The 15,146-nt window shown below is 64.0% G+C and carries 13 protein-coding genes; 11 read left to right on the forward strand and 2 right to left on the reverse strand.

All coding sequences use genetic code 11. The features are described 5' to 3' along the window. Nucleotides 1–4: 4 nt before the first annotated feature. From FG13_RS27060 to FG13_RS27090, 7 genes are all read left to right on the forward strand, one after another. Nucleotides 5–661 carry a pilus assembly PilX family protein gene (locus FG13_RS27060; RefSeq protein WP_051959489.1) on the forward strand — a complete coding sequence of 219 codons (657 nt, stop codon included), beginning with the start codon at nucleotides 5–7 and terminating at the stop codon, nucleotides 659–661. Next, the gene (locus tag FG13_RS27065; protein WP_081922737.1) at nucleotides 658–4,512 is read left to right on the forward strand and encodes a pilus assembly protein; all 3,855 of its coding nucleotides are present in this window, start codon (nucleotides 658–660) and stop codon (nucleotides 4,510–4,512) included. Before FG13_RS27060 ends, FG13_RS27065 begins: the two co-directional genes overlap by 4 nt. A 59-nt stretch (nucleotides 4,513–4,571) precedes the next feature. Then, nucleotides 4,572–5,075 (forward strand): type IV pilin protein, encoded by a 504-nt coding sequence (locus FG13_RS27070; RefSeq protein WP_051959490.1) that lies wholly within the window; start codon nucleotides 4,572–4,574, stop codon nucleotides 5,073–5,075. Nucleotides 5,076–5,153: 78 nt separating this feature from the next. After that, on the forward strand, nucleotides 5,154–5,684 hold the full coding sequence (locus FG13_RS27075; protein WP_035826100.1) for a GspH/FimT family protein: 531 nt from the start codon (nucleotides 5,154–5,156) through the stop codon (nucleotides 5,682–5,684). A 39-nt stretch (nucleotides 5,685–5,723) separates the two neighbouring features. After that, the gene (gene ribD / locus FG13_RS27080) at nucleotides 5,724–6,824 is read left to right on the forward strand and encodes a bifunctional diaminohydroxyphosphoribosylaminopyrimidine deaminase/5-amino-6-(5-phosphoribosylamino)uracil reductase RibD (protein WP_035826103.1); all 1,101 of its coding nucleotides are present in this window, start codon (nucleotides 5,724–5,726) and stop codon (nucleotides 6,822–6,824) included. 27 nt (nucleotides 6,825–6,851) lie between these two features. Then, nucleotides 6,852–7,487, forward strand: a complete 636-nt coding sequence (locus FG13_RS27085; protein ID WP_035826106.1) for a riboflavin synthase — start codon at nucleotides 6,852–6,854, stop codon at nucleotides 7,485–7,487. A gap of 111 nt (nucleotides 7,488–7,598) precedes the next feature. After that, nucleotides 7,599–8,999: a hypothetical protein gene (locus FG13_RS27090; RefSeq protein WP_035826110.1), complete on the forward strand. Its 1,401-nt coding sequence runs from the start codon at nucleotides 7,599–7,601 to the stop codon at nucleotides 8,997–8,999. Here the strand turns inward: FG13_RS27090 and FG13_RS27095 are convergent. Then, nucleotides 8,996–9,421, reverse strand: coding sequence for an OsmC family protein (locus FG13_RS27095; RefSeq protein ID WP_035826112.1), 426 nt, complete (start codon nucleotides 9,419–9,421; stop codon nucleotides 8,996–8,998). The two genes, FG13_RS27090 and FG13_RS27095, sit on opposite strands and share 4 nt — an antisense overlap. A 345-nt stretch (nucleotides 9,422–9,766) precedes the next feature. On the opposite strand from FG13_RS27095, the gene ribBA reads away from it, so the two are divergent. The 3 genes from ribBA (at nucleotide 9,767) to nusB (ending at nucleotide 12,090) form a co-directional block, all read left to right on the forward strand. Next, entirely contained in the window at nucleotides 9,767–10,882 is a 1,116-nt protein-coding gene (gene ribBA, locus FG13_RS27100; RefSeq protein ID WP_035826115.1) for a bifunctional 3,4-dihydroxy-2-butanone-4-phosphate synthase/GTP cyclohydrolase II, read from the forward strand. 66 nt (nucleotides 10,883–10,948) lie between these two features. Next, on the forward strand, nucleotides 10,949–11,431 hold the full coding sequence (gene ribH, locus FG13_RS27105) for a 6,7-dimethyl-8-ribityllumazine synthase (protein WP_034759563.1): 483 nt from the start codon (nucleotides 10,949–10,951) through the stop codon (nucleotides 11,429–11,431). Between the two features lie 188 nt (nucleotides 11,432–11,619). Next, a complete protein-coding gene (gene nusB / locus FG13_RS27110; RefSeq protein ID WP_034759129.1) occupies nucleotides 11,620–12,090 on the forward strand; it encodes a transcription antitermination factor NusB in 471 nt (156 codons plus the stop codon). Nucleotides 12,091–12,224: 134 nt separating this feature from the next. On the opposite strand, the gene FG13_RS27115 is transcribed toward nusB, so the two are convergent. After that, nucleotides 12,225–13,142 carry a transglycosylase SLT domain-containing protein gene (locus tag FG13_RS27115; protein ID WP_051959491.1) on the reverse strand — a complete coding sequence of 306 codons (918 nt, stop codon included), beginning with the start codon at nucleotides 13,140–13,142 and terminating at the stop codon, nucleotides 12,225–12,227. Between the two features lie 478 nt (nucleotides 13,143–13,620). Here FG13_RS27115 and ubiD point away from each other — a divergent pair, with 478 nt between their 5' ends. Then, a complete protein-coding gene (gene ubiD / locus FG13_RS27120; RefSeq protein WP_035826120.1) occupies nucleotides 13,621–15,105 on the forward strand; it encodes a 4-hydroxy-3-polyprenylbenzoate decarboxylase in 1,485 nt (494 codons plus the stop codon). Nucleotides 15,106–15,146: the final 41 nt, after the last annotated feature.

Genomic DNA, 15,146 nt, shown 5'->3' on the forward strand with positions numbered 1-15,146 from the left:
CGCGATGGCCGACGCGGGCGTCCGCCGTTGCCTACCTTGTTGCGCATCTTGTGCGCGCTGCGGTGGCGCCACGCTCGTATATGTGCTGTGCCTGCTGGTGATCATTTTGCTGCTGGGCATATCGGCGGCGCAGATGGCCTTGCAGGGCGAAAAGGCGGCACGCGGCGAGCGCGACCGGCAGATCGCGTTTCAGGCGGCGGAGGAAGCATTGATGGATGCGCAGAACGATATCGAAGGCTTGCCCGGTGCGCCCGGGCGCAGCAGCCTCTTCGCGCCAGGCAGCGCGGCCGGGTTCGCGGACGGCTGCGGCGAGGCAGGCGCGCTGGGCCTGTGTCTGCCAGCAGTCCCGGACGCTCCGGCGCTCTGGTTAAGTACGGACCTCGATGGCGCCGAAGCGGGTAGCCGCACGGTGCCGTATGGCCAGTTTACGGGCGCCGTCATGCAGACGGGGCAGGGCTTCCTGCCATCGCGCCGGCCCCGCTACCTGATTGAACTGCTGCCGTTTCATCCGCCCGGCGCGCAGGCCACGGCGGTCGCTGGTGGCCTGGTGGCGGAAAGCTATGTGTACCGCATCACGGCCATCGGTTTTGGCGCGCAGGAAAGCACGCAAGTCGTGCTGCAAAGTTATTACCGCAAGCAAGCGGCGGGAGCGGGGCCATGAGGGCTTTGTCGTTTGCCTGGCTATTGCTCGGCTGGTTTTTCCTCGTTTGCGGCGGCGCCTTTGCCGCAGCTGCCCCTCCTGTGGTGCTGACACGGGCCGACGCGGGCTTGTACGGCGCCAGGGTCCCGCCGAATCTGCTGCTCAACCTGTCCTTCACGCATGCGGCGGTCGCTGCCGCGCATGGCGGCGAGTATGCACCGCAGCGCGAGTACGCAGGGTACTTCCATGCGCGCATGTGCTACAGCTATCCTTACCGCAGCAAGGACGGCGCCATGCTGCCGGACTTGCGCGTAGCGACCGCTTACTTCTCCGTGCTGAAGCCGGCCGATGCGCTGCACGGCTGCGGCGGCGACAGTTTTAGCGGCAACTTTCTCAATTGGGCCAGCACCAGCATGCTCGACCTCGTCCGCTATGCGCTGACGGGCGGCGACCGCGTCATCGACGAGGTGCGCAAGACGGTGCTGCAGCGCGCCTACCTGCCCGATGCCGACAGCCCTATCGACTTCTTTGCCCACCCCGTCTTTTTCCCGCGCAAGGTTCTGCAGAAAGGCGTGGCGGCGGCGACACCGTTTGCGCTGCCGCAACTGGCCATCGTTTCCTGCCGTAACCGCCTGCTGTTCGGCGATGCCAGCTTGCCTCCGGGCGGCAATTGCGACGCGCCCGGCGTTGCTGCCACGCACGGCGTGTTCCTCGCGCGCGTGCGCGTCTGCGACGCGGAAGAAGGACCGCTGCGCGACGATTTATGCCTCGCGTACGGCAAGAACTACAAGCCGGTCGGCGCCGTGCAGCGCCATGGCGGCAGGGTGCGCGTGGGCGTGTTTGGCCATTTGAACGGCGTGAGCTCCGGCGCCGGCCCCGTGTATGGCGGCGTGCTGCGCGCGCCATTGGGCCACGTGGGCACGCAGCGCTGGACGGCGCCCGACTTTATGCCGCAAGACAATGCCGGTGCCGAATGGAATCCCGCCACCGGTGTGTATGCGTCCCAGAGCGCCGGCCCTGGCGGCGGGGTGACCGCTTACATCAATGGTCTGGGCCGCGGCAATGCCGGGCATCCCGGCGCGTACGCCAGCGCGGCGCCACTGGCCGAATTGCTGTACGAATCGCTGCGTTACCTGCAGGGGCGGCAAGCAAGCGCCGTCGTGCCACCCGCCACGGCCCCGCCTGCCATCAATGACGGCTTGCCGGTCGTGATTGCGTGGAGCGACCCGCAAACGGCCAGTTGCCAGCGCCATGTCGTCGTCAGTCTCGGCGATGCGGGCATGGCGGGCGACCGTTACGTGCCCGGCAATGTCCCGCACACTCCCGCATCAAGCGGCGACCGCGCCCGCGCCGCCGATGGCTTTGCGCCGCCGCCGTTCGATGCGATGGCCTGGACGCATGCGGTGGGCAGCCTGGAAAGCGGCGGCGCGCAGGGCAATCCCGCGCCACGGCCCGACCTGGCTGCACTGGAATGGCTGGCCGAAGGGGCGGGCGGCGCCAGCTACCATGCGGCAGGCCTGGCCTACTGGTCGCATGTGCGGGCCCTGCGTCCCGGCAAGAACGACGGCGTTGCCAAGGTCGAGCATTACGCGGGCGACTTGCGCCAGGGCGACCCGGCGGGCGAATCTGCCGCCACTCCCGTCACCACACCCTTGCTGCTGGCGGCCAAATATGGCGGTTTTCTCGATGCGAACGGCGACGCCAACCCATTCAAGAGCGCAACTGGCAGCGCGTTCGATGAATGGAGCCTGGATGGCCGCTGGCCCGCCCATTATTTGCCCGGCAGCGATCCGGTCGCCCTGATCGCGGGACTGCGCGCGGCCTTTGCTGCCGCCGACAAGGCTACCTTGCCGGCGACGCTCGCCGGGCCGGCCCTGATGGCGCTGGCCAGCGGGACGGAAGAGGCATACTGGTTCCAGACGCAGCTGCGCCTGGCCGATGGCGGCATGACCTTGTCGCGCACCGCGTTTGCCGTGGGGGCCGATGGGGCACTGCTTCCCGGCAAGCCATCGTGGACCGCTGGCGGACAAGAGAAGCCCGTGCCGGATGGCACGCCCGCGTCCTTGCGTCCCGTCTATACGCCCGACGCCAAGGGCGCCCTGATGCCGCTGGCCTGGAAGCGGCTCGATGCGGAACAGCGCGGCGCATTCGATGGCGGTGATGGTCAAGGGGATGTACGCCTGGCGTACCTGCTGGGCCAGCGCACGCACGAGGTGGGCCAGCCGGGCGGTTTTCTGCGGCGCAGGTCAGGCAGCCTGGGGGCGGCAGCCTACGGCAATTTGCTGTACGTGGGCGCGCCCGGACTGGGCATGCCGGGCGCCGGCTATGGCTTGCACCGCCAGGCGCTGCTGCAGCGGCGCAAAATGCTCTACCTTGGCGCCAACGACGGTTTGCTGCATGCCTTCGATGCGCGCACGGGCAGCGAATTGTTTGCCTATCTGCCGCAGGCGTTGCTGCACCTTGCTCCAGCCGCTGCGAGCACTCACTACAGCCCCGGCCCGCTGCTCGACGGCGCGGCAGCCACGGCGGAAGTGCTCGCGCTGGGGCGCTGGAAGACGGTGCTGGTGTCGGGCATGGGCGGCGGGGCGCAGGGCGTGTTTGCGCTCGACATCACCGATCCGGCCCGCTTCGCGCAAGACGGGGCACTGTGGGAGTTTACGGACCGCGACGACAGGCTGATGGGCAACGTGCGCGCGCCGCCCGCGTTTGCCCGCATCAACATGGGCGGCAAGGAGGGGGCGCCGGCCTACCGCGACTTTGCCATCGTCGCCAGCGGCTACAACAACCATGTCAACGACGGCAAGGACACGACGGCGCCCGCCGCGGCGGCCGCCATCTTCCTGCTGGCGCTGGACAAGGCGCCCGGCACGCCATGGACGTTGGGAAGTAATTACTTCCGCCTCAAGGTGCCTGTGGCCAGCGGTGGCGGTGGTGATAGCGGCCATGATACGGATACGGGCGCCGATGCCGCCCCCCACGCGCTGGGCCCGCCCGCCGTGGTGCCCGGCAGCGATGGCGCGCTGGCTTATCTGTATGTGGGCGATTTGCAGGGCAATATCTGGCGCCTCGACATGGCTGGAGGGCCGCCGTGGAAGGACGGACAGGGACGCAAACTGGTCTTTGTTGCGCGCGATACCCAGGGCCGGCGCCAGCCCGTGACGCAGCCGGTGAGCGTGGCGTACGCGCCCGGTGGCGGCTATCTGCTGCTGTTCGGCACGGGCAAGCTGGTCGAAGCGGCCGATACCTGGCCCGCCGCCTTCCTGTCGCAGTCGTTTTACGCCGTTCACGACGATGTGCGGGCAAGTTCGCCCACGCGCAGCCGGGCCGACCTGGAACAGCGCAGCCTGGGTGCGGCGGCCGGTGGCGTGCGCGTCGACGGCGCCGAGCTGCGCTATACGGGCAGCGACGCCATGCGCGGCTGGTACCTCGATTTTATGGACACCGCGCAGACGGGCGAACGCAGCATCAGCAGTCCCGTATTGGCCGCCGGCAAGGTGCTGTTCAACACCGTCCTGCCGGGGCGCGACCCTTGCGCCAGGCCGGCCACGCGCCTGTACGTGCTCGACGTGCTGAGCGGCTTTGCCGCCGATGGCGCCGGTGTCGTGCAGGCGGGCGAGCAGACGGGACGCTTGTTCGATGGCCTGGCGCGCGCGCCGCCGCTGGCGCTGGAGCTGAACAGCACGGTGGGTGCCGCGACGGCCACCGGGCGGGCCGAGGGGCGCAAGGAACTGGCCGTGCTGCAGCCTGGCTTGCCCGGCGCGGCCAGCGTTGCGGGGCTCAAGGTCGTCAGCGCGCCGCTGCCGGCCCGGCGCCTGAGCTGGCGCGAAGTGGCGAACTGGCGCGAATTGCACGAGGCGGCCAAGAAAAAATAGGCCCAGGCAAGGCACGCGCATCGTACCGGCTGGCGCTTTTTGGGAAAGAGGGAGATCGCATGGGGACGCTGGCAAGGCGGAATGGGTTCGCTGCAAACGGTGGAACTCCTGCTGCCAACCCGCAGGGCTTCAGCCTGATCGAGCTGCTGTCCGCGCTGGCGATCATGAGCCTGCTGCTGGCGCTGGCTGTGCCCGCTTATCATGGTCACGTCGTGCGTGCCAAACGGGTGCAGGGGCAGGCGGCCCTGCTGCGCCTGATGCAGCAGCAGGAGCGCTATTACTCGCAAAATAACCGCTATCTGGCCTTTTCCTCGGCGTCGCCGGCGCAGCAGTCGCAGCAATTCCCATGGTGGTCGGGCGAAGGGGGCGCGGCTGGCAGCGCGTATGAAATCGAGGCGCTGGCCTGTCCCGGCCTGACGATCGGGCAATGCGTACTGTTGCGCGCCATGCCGGGCACGTCCAAGGTTGATGCGCAGTTCCAGGATGCCGATTGCGGTGTCCTGTCGTTCAGCAGCACGGGCCAGCGCGGCAGCAGCGGCCCCGCCAGCCATTGCTGGCCCTAGGCCATGGCCATGTGCAAGCGGCTACCGAGGAGCAGGCACAAATTCGGGCGCACCCTCGGCCGCACCCTCGGGCACACCATGCTCGAATTGCTGGCCGTGCTGGCGATTGCCGCGCTGCTGGCGGCCGCTGCCATGCCCAGCTTGCAGCACCTGCTGGCGCGCCAGCAGGTGCGCGCGGCGGCGACCGACTTGTTCTCGGCCATCGAACTGACGCGGGCGCAGGCGATGGCGCGCGGGCAGCGCGTGCTGCTGATGCCGGCCGGGTCCGGTGGCACGGACTGGCGCACGGGCTGGCTGATCTTCGTTGACCGCAATGCCAACCTCGTGTTCGATGGCGATGACGAATTGCTGTTCCGCCAGGGACCGCTGTCGGAGGGGATCACGGCCCAGTTTGTGTTTTCGTCGGCCACGGCGCCGTTTTATATCGCCTACAATGGCGCAGGACGCAGTTGCAGCGCGACCAATAGCCTGGCGGCGCGCTGGGGTACCTTGTCCCTGGCTTTGGGAAAGCAGGTGCGGCATATTAAAATCAATATGCTGGGCAGGGTGCGCGTGTGCGATCCGCAGCAGCAGGCGGCCAATTGCAGCGGCGTGGCCGACAGTTCGTAGCACGACTTATCAATTACTCACCTTCAAGCAAAGAAGCCCGTGGAAATACTCAACGATATCGATGGCATGCGCCTGGCGCTGGAATGGGCGGCGCGCGGTTTGTACACGACCTCGCCCAATCCCCGCATCGGCTGCGTCATCGTCAAGGATGGCCAGGTGATCGGCGCCGGCGTGACGCAGGCGGCCGGGCAGGATCATGCCGAGGTGCAAGCGCTGGCCAATGCGGCGGCGCGCGGCAACGACGTGCGCGGCGCCACCGCCTATGTCACCCTGGAGCCGTGCAACCATCACGGCCGCACGCCGCCATGCTCCGATGCGCTCGTGCGCGCGGGACTGGGCCGCGTCGTGGCCGCCATGACGGATCCGAACCCGCTGGTGGCGGGACAGGGGCTGGCCAAGCTGCAGGCGGCCGGCATCGCCGTCACCACGGATGTGCTGGCCGACGAGGCCTATGAAATGAATATCGGCTTCTTTTCGCGCATGCAGCGTGGCAAGCCGTGGGTGCGCATGAAAACGGCTGCCAGCCTGGACGGCATGACGGCCTTGCACAATGGCCAAAGCCAGTGGATCACGGGGCCCGCAGCGCGCGCCGATGGCCACGCGTGGCGCGCGCGCGCCTGCGCCATCCTGACGGGTATCGGCACGGTCAAGGCGGACGATCCGCAACTGAACGTGCGCGCCGTCGAGACGCCGCGCCAGCCGCGCCGCATCGTCGTCGACAGCCGGCTCGACATCAGCCTCGACGCGCGCATCTTGCAGGGCGGCGGCACGTGGATCGTGGCGGCCGTTGCCAATCCGGAAAAGGAAGCGCAGCTGCGCGCCCTGGGCGCGGAAGTCATCCTGCTGCCGAACGGGGACGGCAAGGTTGATCTGGCCGCGCTGATGCTGGAACTGGGACGCCGGCAATGCAATGAAGTCCACGTCGAGGCCGGCGCCAAACTGAACGGCTCGCTGATCCGCGAAGGCTGCGTCGACGAGCTGCTGGTCTACTTGGCGCCCACCCTGCTGGGCGACGCGCAAGGCATGTTTGCCTTGCCCGCCTTGACGGATATCAAGCAGCAGCGCACTTTGCAATTTCACCAGGTTCAGCAAGTGGGCGAAGATGTGCGTATCCTTGCAAGATTCGCCCAGCGCAATTAATACTTCACACTTTTATAGGGTTAGTTCATGTTTACAGGAATTGTTGCCGCCATCGGCAAGATTGAAACCGTGCAAGCACTCGACGGCGGCCTCGACGCAGGCGTGCGTCTGAACATCCATGCGGGCGGCTTGCCGCTGGCCGATGTGGCCCTGGGCGACTCGATCGCCATCAATGGCGCCTGCATGACGGTGGTGGAAAAATCGGACACGGGCTTTGCCGTCGATGTCTCGCGCGAAAGCCTCAATTGCACCGTGGGTCTCGATACCACCACGGAAGTGAACCTGGAAAAAGCCCTGACCCTGGCCGAGCGCCTGGGCGGCCACCTGGTCTCCGGCCACGTCGACGGCCTGGGTATCGTGCGCAAGTTCGAAGCCGTGGGCGAATCGTGGGAGCTGGTGATTGAGGCGCCGCACGAACTGGCGAAATACCTGGCCTTCAAAGGTTCCGTCGTCGTCAATGGCGTGTCCCTGACCGTCAACAGAGTGGAAGACCTGGGCGCGGGCGCCGTCAACGGCTGCCGCTTCTCGATCAACCTGATTCCGCACACGATCGCCATGACGACCTTGAAACACTTGACGGTCGATGGCAAGGTCAACCTGGAAATCGACCTGATCGCCCGCTATGTCGAGCGCATGTTGTCGCTGGACAAGGCTGCCGCCTGACACGGTAGCTGAAAAGAGCAACACACCTGCCGGCCTTTGCGCCCTGCCAAGCGTGTGTTGCTTTTCTTGCAGACGCGCATACTATGAAGCTTTCCGCAGTGGAGGCTAGCCATGGACCCGATTTCGCGCGCAACTGTGCCCAACACCATCCCGGCCACGTCCCGCGTGGGCGAGACGGTTCCGCTGGCACCCGCGCAGCCCGTGCCGTCCTCCGGCGCGGCGGCGGCCCTTGCCATCCTGTCATCGACCCAGGTCGATATCTCCCCGCTGGGCCAGTTCCTGTCCGGCGTAGCCTTGTCGCGCCGGCAACTGCTGGCCCTGCAGGGCGCCACGGAGGACGCCAGGGCCGCCAATACCCCCGTGAATGTCAATGACGACTTGCTGGCGCTGGCGCGGCAGCTGACGGAATCGTTCGCCCAGCTGCAAACGAGCGGCATCGATGCCAGCCAGCTGGCGACGGCCGGCGACACGCCGGGCAGCCTGGCGCAGCGCTACGATTTGCTGGCGGGCGATGGCACGATGGATGCGGCCGCCGCGCTGGCGCAGGACGGCAGTCTGCTCACGCAAGCGCAACTGGCCCGCATCGGCATCGATCTGCGCAATGAAGATGTCGATGCGATAACGTTGCAGGCCGCGTATGCGGCCGACAGCAATGCCACCCTGGACGCCTTGCAACAGGGAACGGACGTGCTGGCGCAGGTGGGCGCCGTGCTGGCCCGGCAGCAGGGCTCGCCGCTAGCGGCCAGTGTCGAAGCGGATTTGACGGGTGAAGCACTGCCGTCCAATGCCGCGCAAGCCGCGCAGCCGCAGGTCGTCGACGAGGCGCCGCCGCAGACGATCGCCATTGCGCAGCGGCAGCTGGAACTGCAGCAGCAACTGGAAGCGGAAGAGCTGAACCTGGACTTGCAGGAGCTGCGGCCCCAGCCTTCGGCGCAAGCCGCCGATGCAGCGGAACTGCTGCAGACGCAGCGCGCGGACAATCAGCGCGTCAATACTCAGCGCCTGGAGGCCGAACTGCTGGATAGCGAACGCATCAATACCGATCAACAGGCGCAGCAGCAGGACGCAGAACGGGTGGACGAGCTGCGCCAGGGACAAGTGCAGCAGCAGGGCTTGCAGCAGCGGGCGCAAGCGGCGGCGGATGATGCGGCGCGGGCGCAGCTGGCCGCCAGCGACGCGCAGCTAGCGGCCCAGGCGGCCAGTGACCGGGCGCAGTCGCTGGCGCGCGCGGCGCAGGGGCAAGCCGATGCGGGCCTGGCGACGGCGCAAGCCCAGCTGGCCCAGAAAAATGCCCAGGCGCAAGAGCTGGCTGCACAAAACGCGGGCATGGCCGTGCCGCCGCCTTCGTCGCAAGATCCGTCCGTGGCGGCAGCCATCGCCGCCTATAACCTGAACAATGCAGCCTTGAACCCCGGCTTGATGAACCGGCCATTGCCGGCTAGCGACTCGCGCCTGCCGCTGGTGGCGCCGGTGGCCCCTGTGGAGCCCGTCAAACCCGTGACGAAAATCTAGGGCAGCAGGGTCGCTTCCAGGGTAATGTTGGCTTTCAGCAGCTTCGACACGGGGCAGCCGGCCTTGGCCTTGGCCGTCAATTCATCGAACTTCGCCTGGTCGGCGCCGGGGATCTTCGCTTTCAGAATCAAATGGACGGCCGTGATGGCGAAACCGTCGTCCACCTTGTCGAGGGTGACTTCGGCCGTCGTTTCCATCTTTTCCGCCGTCAGGCCCGCTTCACCGAGGATCAGCGACAGGGCCATGGTGAAGCAGCCCGCATGCGCGGCGCCGATCAATTCCTCGGGATTCGTGCCGGGCTTGCCTTCGAAGCGGCTGGCAAAGCCGTAGGGATATTCCTGCAAGGCACCGCTGCGCGTGCTGATGGCGCCCTTGCCATCCTTGATGCCGCCTGACCAGATGGCCGATCCGTTGGTTTTCATATTGCCGCTCCTGTGTGGGGTGTCGCTGCGAGTGGGGTATCAGCGCCGTGGCGGTGACTGGCTGATCTTATGCTCTTTGCAAGGCCGGCGGCGCGCGCCTTGCCTCCGCCGTGTGCGCAGGATCGGCGAAGCGGCGCTTTGTGATGCAGACTGCGGCATCCGTGCCGCAAAGCTGTCTTATTTCAGGTCTGCAAGCGCTAAATCCTTTAAAATAGCAGGTTATAAGAAAATTCCCGGAAATCTGAGGAATATTCGCACTTGATGTTGCAGTTTTTAGTTTCACTAACAACGCCCGGCAAAACCGTCGCGCAGCAGGTTTGGCCAGGCGTCATAAGAGGATGAACAATGTCTATATCAAGCACCGAAGAGATCGTCGCTGAATTACGCGCCGGCCGCATGGTGATACTGGTCGATGAAGAAGACCGGGAAAATGAAGGCGATCTGGTGCTTGCCGCCGATTTCGTGACGCCTGAAGCCATCAATTTCATGATCACGCATGCGCGTGGCCTCGTCTGCCTGACCTTGACGGAAGAGCGTTGCGACGAGCTGAACCTGTCGATGATGACGTCGCGCAACGGCACTGCCTACGGCACCAACTTTACTGTGTCCATCGAAGCGGCCGAAGGCGTAACGACGGGCATTTCCGCCGCCGACCGCGCCAAGACCATCCAGGTGGCCGTGGCCAAGGGCACGCAGCCCAGCGATATCGTCCAGCCCGGCCATATCTTCCCGCTGAAAGCGCAAAAAGGCGGCGTGCTGATGCGCGCAGGCCATACGGAAGCCGGTTGCGACCTGACGGCCATGGCCGGCCTGACGCCCGCGTCCGTGATTTGCGAAATCATGAAGGACGACGGCACCATGGCGCGCCTGCCGGACTTGCTGGTGTTTGCCGAGCAACATGGCCTGAAAATCGGCACGATTGCCGACCTGATCCATTACCGCAGCCAGACGGAATCCCTGGTCGAGCGCGTTGCCGAGCGCACCCTGCACACGGCGCACGGCGAATTCCGCCTGATCGCCTTCCGCGACAAGCCTAGCGCGTCGGCCCACCTGGCTCTCGTGCATGGCGATTTGGCCCCTGGCCTGGAAGCGCTGGTGCGCGTGCATCAGCCCGTTTCCCTGCTGGACGTGCTGGAAAGCGAAGCGACCACCCACTCGTGGACGGTGGCCGCTTCGATGGCCGCCATCAAGCAGGCCGAGCGGGGTGTGATGGTCTTGCTGAACTGTGGCGAGACGTCGAGCGAGCTGTTTGCCCAGTTCGCCGCCCTGGACACGCCGCAAGCCAAGCCGAAAGGTCGCGCCGCCAGCATGGACTTGCGCAGCTACGGCATCGGCGCGCAAATTCTGCGCGACCTGGGCGTGAGCAAGATGCAATTGCTGGCCAGCCCCCGCAAAATGCCGTCGATGGCCGGTTTCGACCTCGAAGTAACAGGTTTTCAGTGCCATCCTGGCCAGCAGTAATTAATTAACACTATTCAGCAGCCTGGCGCATGGCGCCGCCGTTGATCACTTATAAAGAGGCATATGATGACCGTAGGAGCATACGAAACCAATTTTGCCGGCGAAGGTTTGCGCGTCGGTATCGTCCAGGCACGATTCAATGAAATCGTCGGTGGTGGCTTGCTGTCGGCATGCCTGGAAGAGTTGAGCAAGCTGGGCGTGGCCGATGAAGATATCCTGCACGTGACCGTGCCGGGCGCCCTGGAAATCCCACTGATTCTGCAAAAAATGGCGGAAACCGAGCAATTCGACGCCCTGATCGCACTGGGCGCCGTGATTCGCGGTGAAACCTACCACTTCGAGCTGGTATCGAACGAATCGGGCGCGGGCATCACGCGCGTCGGTCTCGATTACGGCATCCCCATCGCCAACGCAGTGTTGACGACCGAAAACGACGAGCAGGCGGAAGTGCGCATGCTGGTCAAGGGAGCCGAAGCGGCACGCGTGGCAGTGGAAATGGCCAATCTGGCGCAAGCGCTAGAAGAGTTGCAGGACACCGACGAAGATTAAGCGCGTGTGATAAGAATGCCATGGCTGCGTTGCAAGGCCTCGCCGTACTTTCGTACTGTCTTCGGCCTCGCGCCTTGCCCTGACATCCTTCTCACGCACGCTTGAATTGCGGCTGCGCTGCCTAAAAGCGTGCCGCAGTGTCTCGTCGGAATTTGTAATGAACAAGTACTTAAAAACAGGTAACAATCATGACTGAGAAAAATTTGCTCGCCAATCCCAGCAAAAACCGCACGCCGCGTCACCGCGCGCGCGAGTTTGCGCTGCAGGGCTTGTACCAGTGGCTGCTGAACAATGAAGACGCGACTACCGTCGTGAACAATATTCGCGCGGCCCACGGTTTCGACAAGGCCGATGGCGATCATTTCACGGTGCTGCTGTACGGCGCCATCAAGGATTCGCTGGCGCTGCGCGAAAGCATGGCACCATTGATCGACCGCAATATCGCCGAACTGTCGCCGATCGAACACGGCATCCTGCTGATCGGCGCTTTCGAGTTGAAGAACAACATGGAAATTCCGTACCGCGTCGTCATCAACGAAGCGGTCGAGCTGGCCAAGTCGTTTGGCGGTATCGACGGCCATAAGTATGTGAACGGCGTGCTCGACAAGCTGGCAGTGAAATTCCGCGAGGAAGAAGTCAACGCCAACAAGCGCAAGTGATCGAGTAAGTAGTTTCTGCGGCTGTTGCCGCAGGGCAGTAAAAAAGCCACCGGCACTTGCGTGCGGTGGCTTTTTCATTGGGTGCTATTTTCGAGTGCTGCTTTTTGGATGCCCCTGTGAGGGCTTTTAAAGGGTCACAGGCCGGCGATCTCGTTGTGAGGCAGTACTTTGATGGTGATGCCGCTTTCCGCTGCAGGGGCCTTGGCTGGCGCTGGCGTGTTCGATGCCATCACCGGCGTCGTGGTCGGCACGCGCTGGCCGGCGGACACTTGTTTCAGGCGGCGGTATTCAGCCAGCACGCGCGAGCCGTAGCCCGAGTCGGTGGCGAAGTTGGCGGCGCCCACGTAGGTTTTGAGGCCCGCTTCGACGGAACCGCCACGCGTGACGTAGTCTTTCAGGATCAGGGAGCCGACGCGGATGTTGGCGACCGGGTTCAAGGCTGCTTGCACACCGCCCATTTCCTGGAAGCGCTCATGGTGCACTTTCGACATGACTTGCATCAAGCCTTGCGCGCCGACGGGGCTTTCCGCGAATGGATTCAAGCCCGATTCGATGGCCATCACGGCCAGGATCAGCAGCGGGTCCAGCTTGATTTCACGGGCCGTCAGGTAAGCCGTCGAGACGAGCATATTGGTCGCGTCGTTGGCCACGCGGTAGCGCTTGGAGAGCCAGTTGGTGACCCATTGCTGCTGCTTTTGCGTGCCCAGCAAGGCTTTTTCTTCCTTGCTCAGCGGCGCGTCGCTGGCGGCGGCCGTTTGCACGGAAGCAGGCGCTTCCATCAGTGCCGACAGGGCCGGCGCTTCAACGGCTTGTGCCTCTGCCATCGGCAGCGGGAACAGGCTGTGCGTCAGTTGCTTGCCCAGGTCAGGGCGGAACATCAGCAGGGCGATCAGTGCCAGGGCGGAAATGCCGAACACTGTCAGTGTGTGTTGTGCCGTGGTCAAAACGCCACGTGCCGAAATGGCTTGTGCGCGGGCGCGCAAACGCGCCAACGCTGGCTGGCCAGCCATGGTTGAAGCAGGCAATGCTGCTTCAGTGCTACGATGAGTCATAGAGTTCCCCGAAATGTCGCGTCAACAGGCAGTCCCTCCGCGGTGTCGCGGTGTTGTGGGTACTGCCAATGCCGTGCATCAGAAATATCATCGTTTCCGCCGCGTATGGATGCGTGCGAGAAACGCCGTCATTGCTTGCTTGAGCTGATCGGTCCCGTTTTGGTATTGGATCAGTCGCAATACAACTTTTACCGGGGGTAAGGCAGACGCCTTTTGAAAACACTCCTTAAAATGTCATGTGGAGCCCCGACTCCGTGAATGAAAGAGAAACGCTAAAATCAAGCTCTGGGCCGGCGTGCTCTTTCAAGTTGGGCGAATTGTAGAAGCCGTTTTATATCAAGTCAATACTAACGAATCGTTTCTTTATTACTTTTATGTCTTACTTTTTGACTTGCATTGTGCCAAAAGCCAATAAAATCAATTACTTGGCATAGATCCTTCAGCAACGGCGTCCGACGTCAAAAAAAATTAAAAACACATGAAATATTCAGATTTGCGAGATTTTATTTCTCAACTGCAACAAATGGGTGAACTTAAGCCCATTTCGACCCCCATTTCACCGATTTTGGAGATGACGGAAGTTTGCGACCGCACCTTGCGCGCAGGCGGGCCGGCCTTGCTGTTCAACAATCCAACGGGATACGCCATGCCGGTGCTGGGCAATCTGTTCGGCACCACGCGCCGCGTGGCCCTGGGCATGGGCGCGGAAGATGTGAGCGAGCTGCGCAAGATCGGCCATGTGCTGGCGCGCCTGAAGGAACCGGAACCGCCGAAGGATTTCAAGGATCTGCTTGGCCTGGGCTCGCTGGTGAAATCCGTGTGGGATATGTCGCCAAAAGAGTTACGCGGCGCGAAGTGCCAGGAAATCGTCTGGGAGGGGAACGACGTCGACCTGGCGCGCCTGCCGATCCAGCATTGCTGGCCTGGCGACGTCGCCCCTCTGATCACCTGGGGCCTGGTGATCACCAAGGGCCCGAACAAGAAGCGGCAAAACCTGGGCATCTACCGCCAGCAGGTATTGGGGCGTAATAAAGTCATCATGCGCTGGCTGGCGCACCGGGGCGGGGCGCTGGACTTCCGCGAGCACGCGATTCAAAGCAAGGGCAAGCCGTATCCGATCGCCGTCGCGCTCGGTGCCGATCCCGCTACTATATTAGGGGCCGTCACGCCGGTGCCGGACAGCCTGTCCGAATACCAGTTCGCCGGCTTGCTGCGCGGCAGCCGCACCGAATTGGTAAAAGCGATTGGCAGCGAGCTGCGCGTGCCCGCGTCGGCCGAGATCGTGCTCGAAGGCCATATCTATCCGGATGAAAACCATCCGAGCGGCTACGAGCATGCGCTGGAAGGGCCGTATGGCGACCACACGGGCTACTATAATGAGCAGGACAGTTTCCCCGTGTTTACCATCGACCGCATCACCATGCGCCGCGATCCGATCTATCACTCCACGTATACAGGCAAGCCGCCGGACGAGCCGGCCGTGCTGGGCCTGGCGCTGAACGAAGTGTTCGTGCCGCTGCTGCAAAAGCAGTTCAGCGAAATCACGGACTTCTATCTGCCGCCCGAAGGCTGCAGCTACCGCATGGCCGTGGTGCAGATCAAGAAACAGTACGCGGGCCACGCCAAGCGCGTGATGTTCGGCGTGTGGAGCTTCCTGCGCCAGTTCATGTATACCAAGTTCATCGTCGTGGTCGACGAAGATGTGAATATCCGCGACTGGAAAGAAGTCATCTGGGCCATCACCACGCGGGTCGACCCGATTCGCGACACGACCCTGGTCGACAACACGCCGATCGATTACCTGGACTTCGCCTCGCCGGTCAGCGGCCTGGGCAGCAAGATGGGCATCGATGCGACGAATAAATGGCCGGGCGAAACAACGCGCGAGTGGGGCACGACGATTGCCATGACGCCGGAAGTGAAGGCGAAGGTGGATGGGATCTGGCAAGAGCTGGGGCTGTAGAACGGCTGGGGTCAGACCCTCAACACCGCTGACGCAAAGGT

The sequence above is a fragment of the Janthinobacterium sp. RA13 genome (assembly GCF_000745325.1).
Classification (GTDB): Bacteria; Pseudomonadota; Gammaproteobacteria; order Burkholderiales; family Burkholderiaceae_D; genus Janthinobacterium; species Janthinobacterium rivuli.

Bases quoted from the DNA above. Each gene is read 5' to 3' on its own strand.
- FG13_RS27060 (WP_051959489.1), top strand. From the start codon at position 5: ATGGCCGACGCGGGCGTCCGCCGTTGCCTACCTTGTTGCGCATCTTGT.
- FG13_RS27065 (WP_081922737.1), top strand. From the start codon at position 658: ATGAGGGCTTTGTCGTTTGCCTGGCTATTGCTCGGCTGGTTTTTCCTC.
- FG13_RS27070 (WP_051959490.1), top strand. From the start codon at position 4,572: ATGGGGACGCTGGCAAGGCGGAATGGGTTCGCTGCAAACGGTGGAACT.
- FG13_RS27075 (WP_035826100.1), top strand. From the start codon at position 5,154: ATGCTCGAATTGCTGGCCGTGCTGGCGATTGCCGCGCTGCTGGCGGCC.
- FG13_RS27085 (WP_035826106.1), top strand. From the start codon at position 6,852: ATGTTTACAGGAATTGTTGCCGCCATCGGCAAGATTGAAACCGTGCAA.
- FG13_RS27090 (WP_035826110.1), top strand. From the start codon at position 7,599: ATGGACCCGATTTCGCGCGCAACTGTGCCCAACACCATCCCGGCCACG.
- FG13_RS27095 (WP_035826112.1), bottom strand. From the start codon at position 9,421: ATGAAAACCAACGGATCGGCCATCTGGTCAGGCGGCATCAAGGATGGC.
- ribBA (WP_035826115.1), top strand. From the start codon at position 9,767: ATGTCTATATCAAGCACCGAAGAGATCGTCGCTGAATTACGCGCCGGC.
- ribH (WP_034759563.1), top strand. From the start codon at position 10,949: ATGACCGTAGGAGCATACGAAACCAATTTTGCCGGCGAAGGTTTGCGC.
- nusB (WP_034759129.1), top strand. From the start codon at position 11,620: ATGACTGAGAAAAATTTGCTCGCCAATCCCAGCAAAAACCGCACGCCG.
- FG13_RS27115 (WP_051959491.1), bottom strand. From the start codon at position 13,142: ATGACTCATCGTAGCACTGAAGCAGCATTGCCTGCTTCAACCATGGCT.
- ubiD (WP_035826120.1), top strand. From the start codon at position 13,621: ATGAAATATTCAGATTTGCGAGATTTTATTTCTCAACTGCAACAAATG.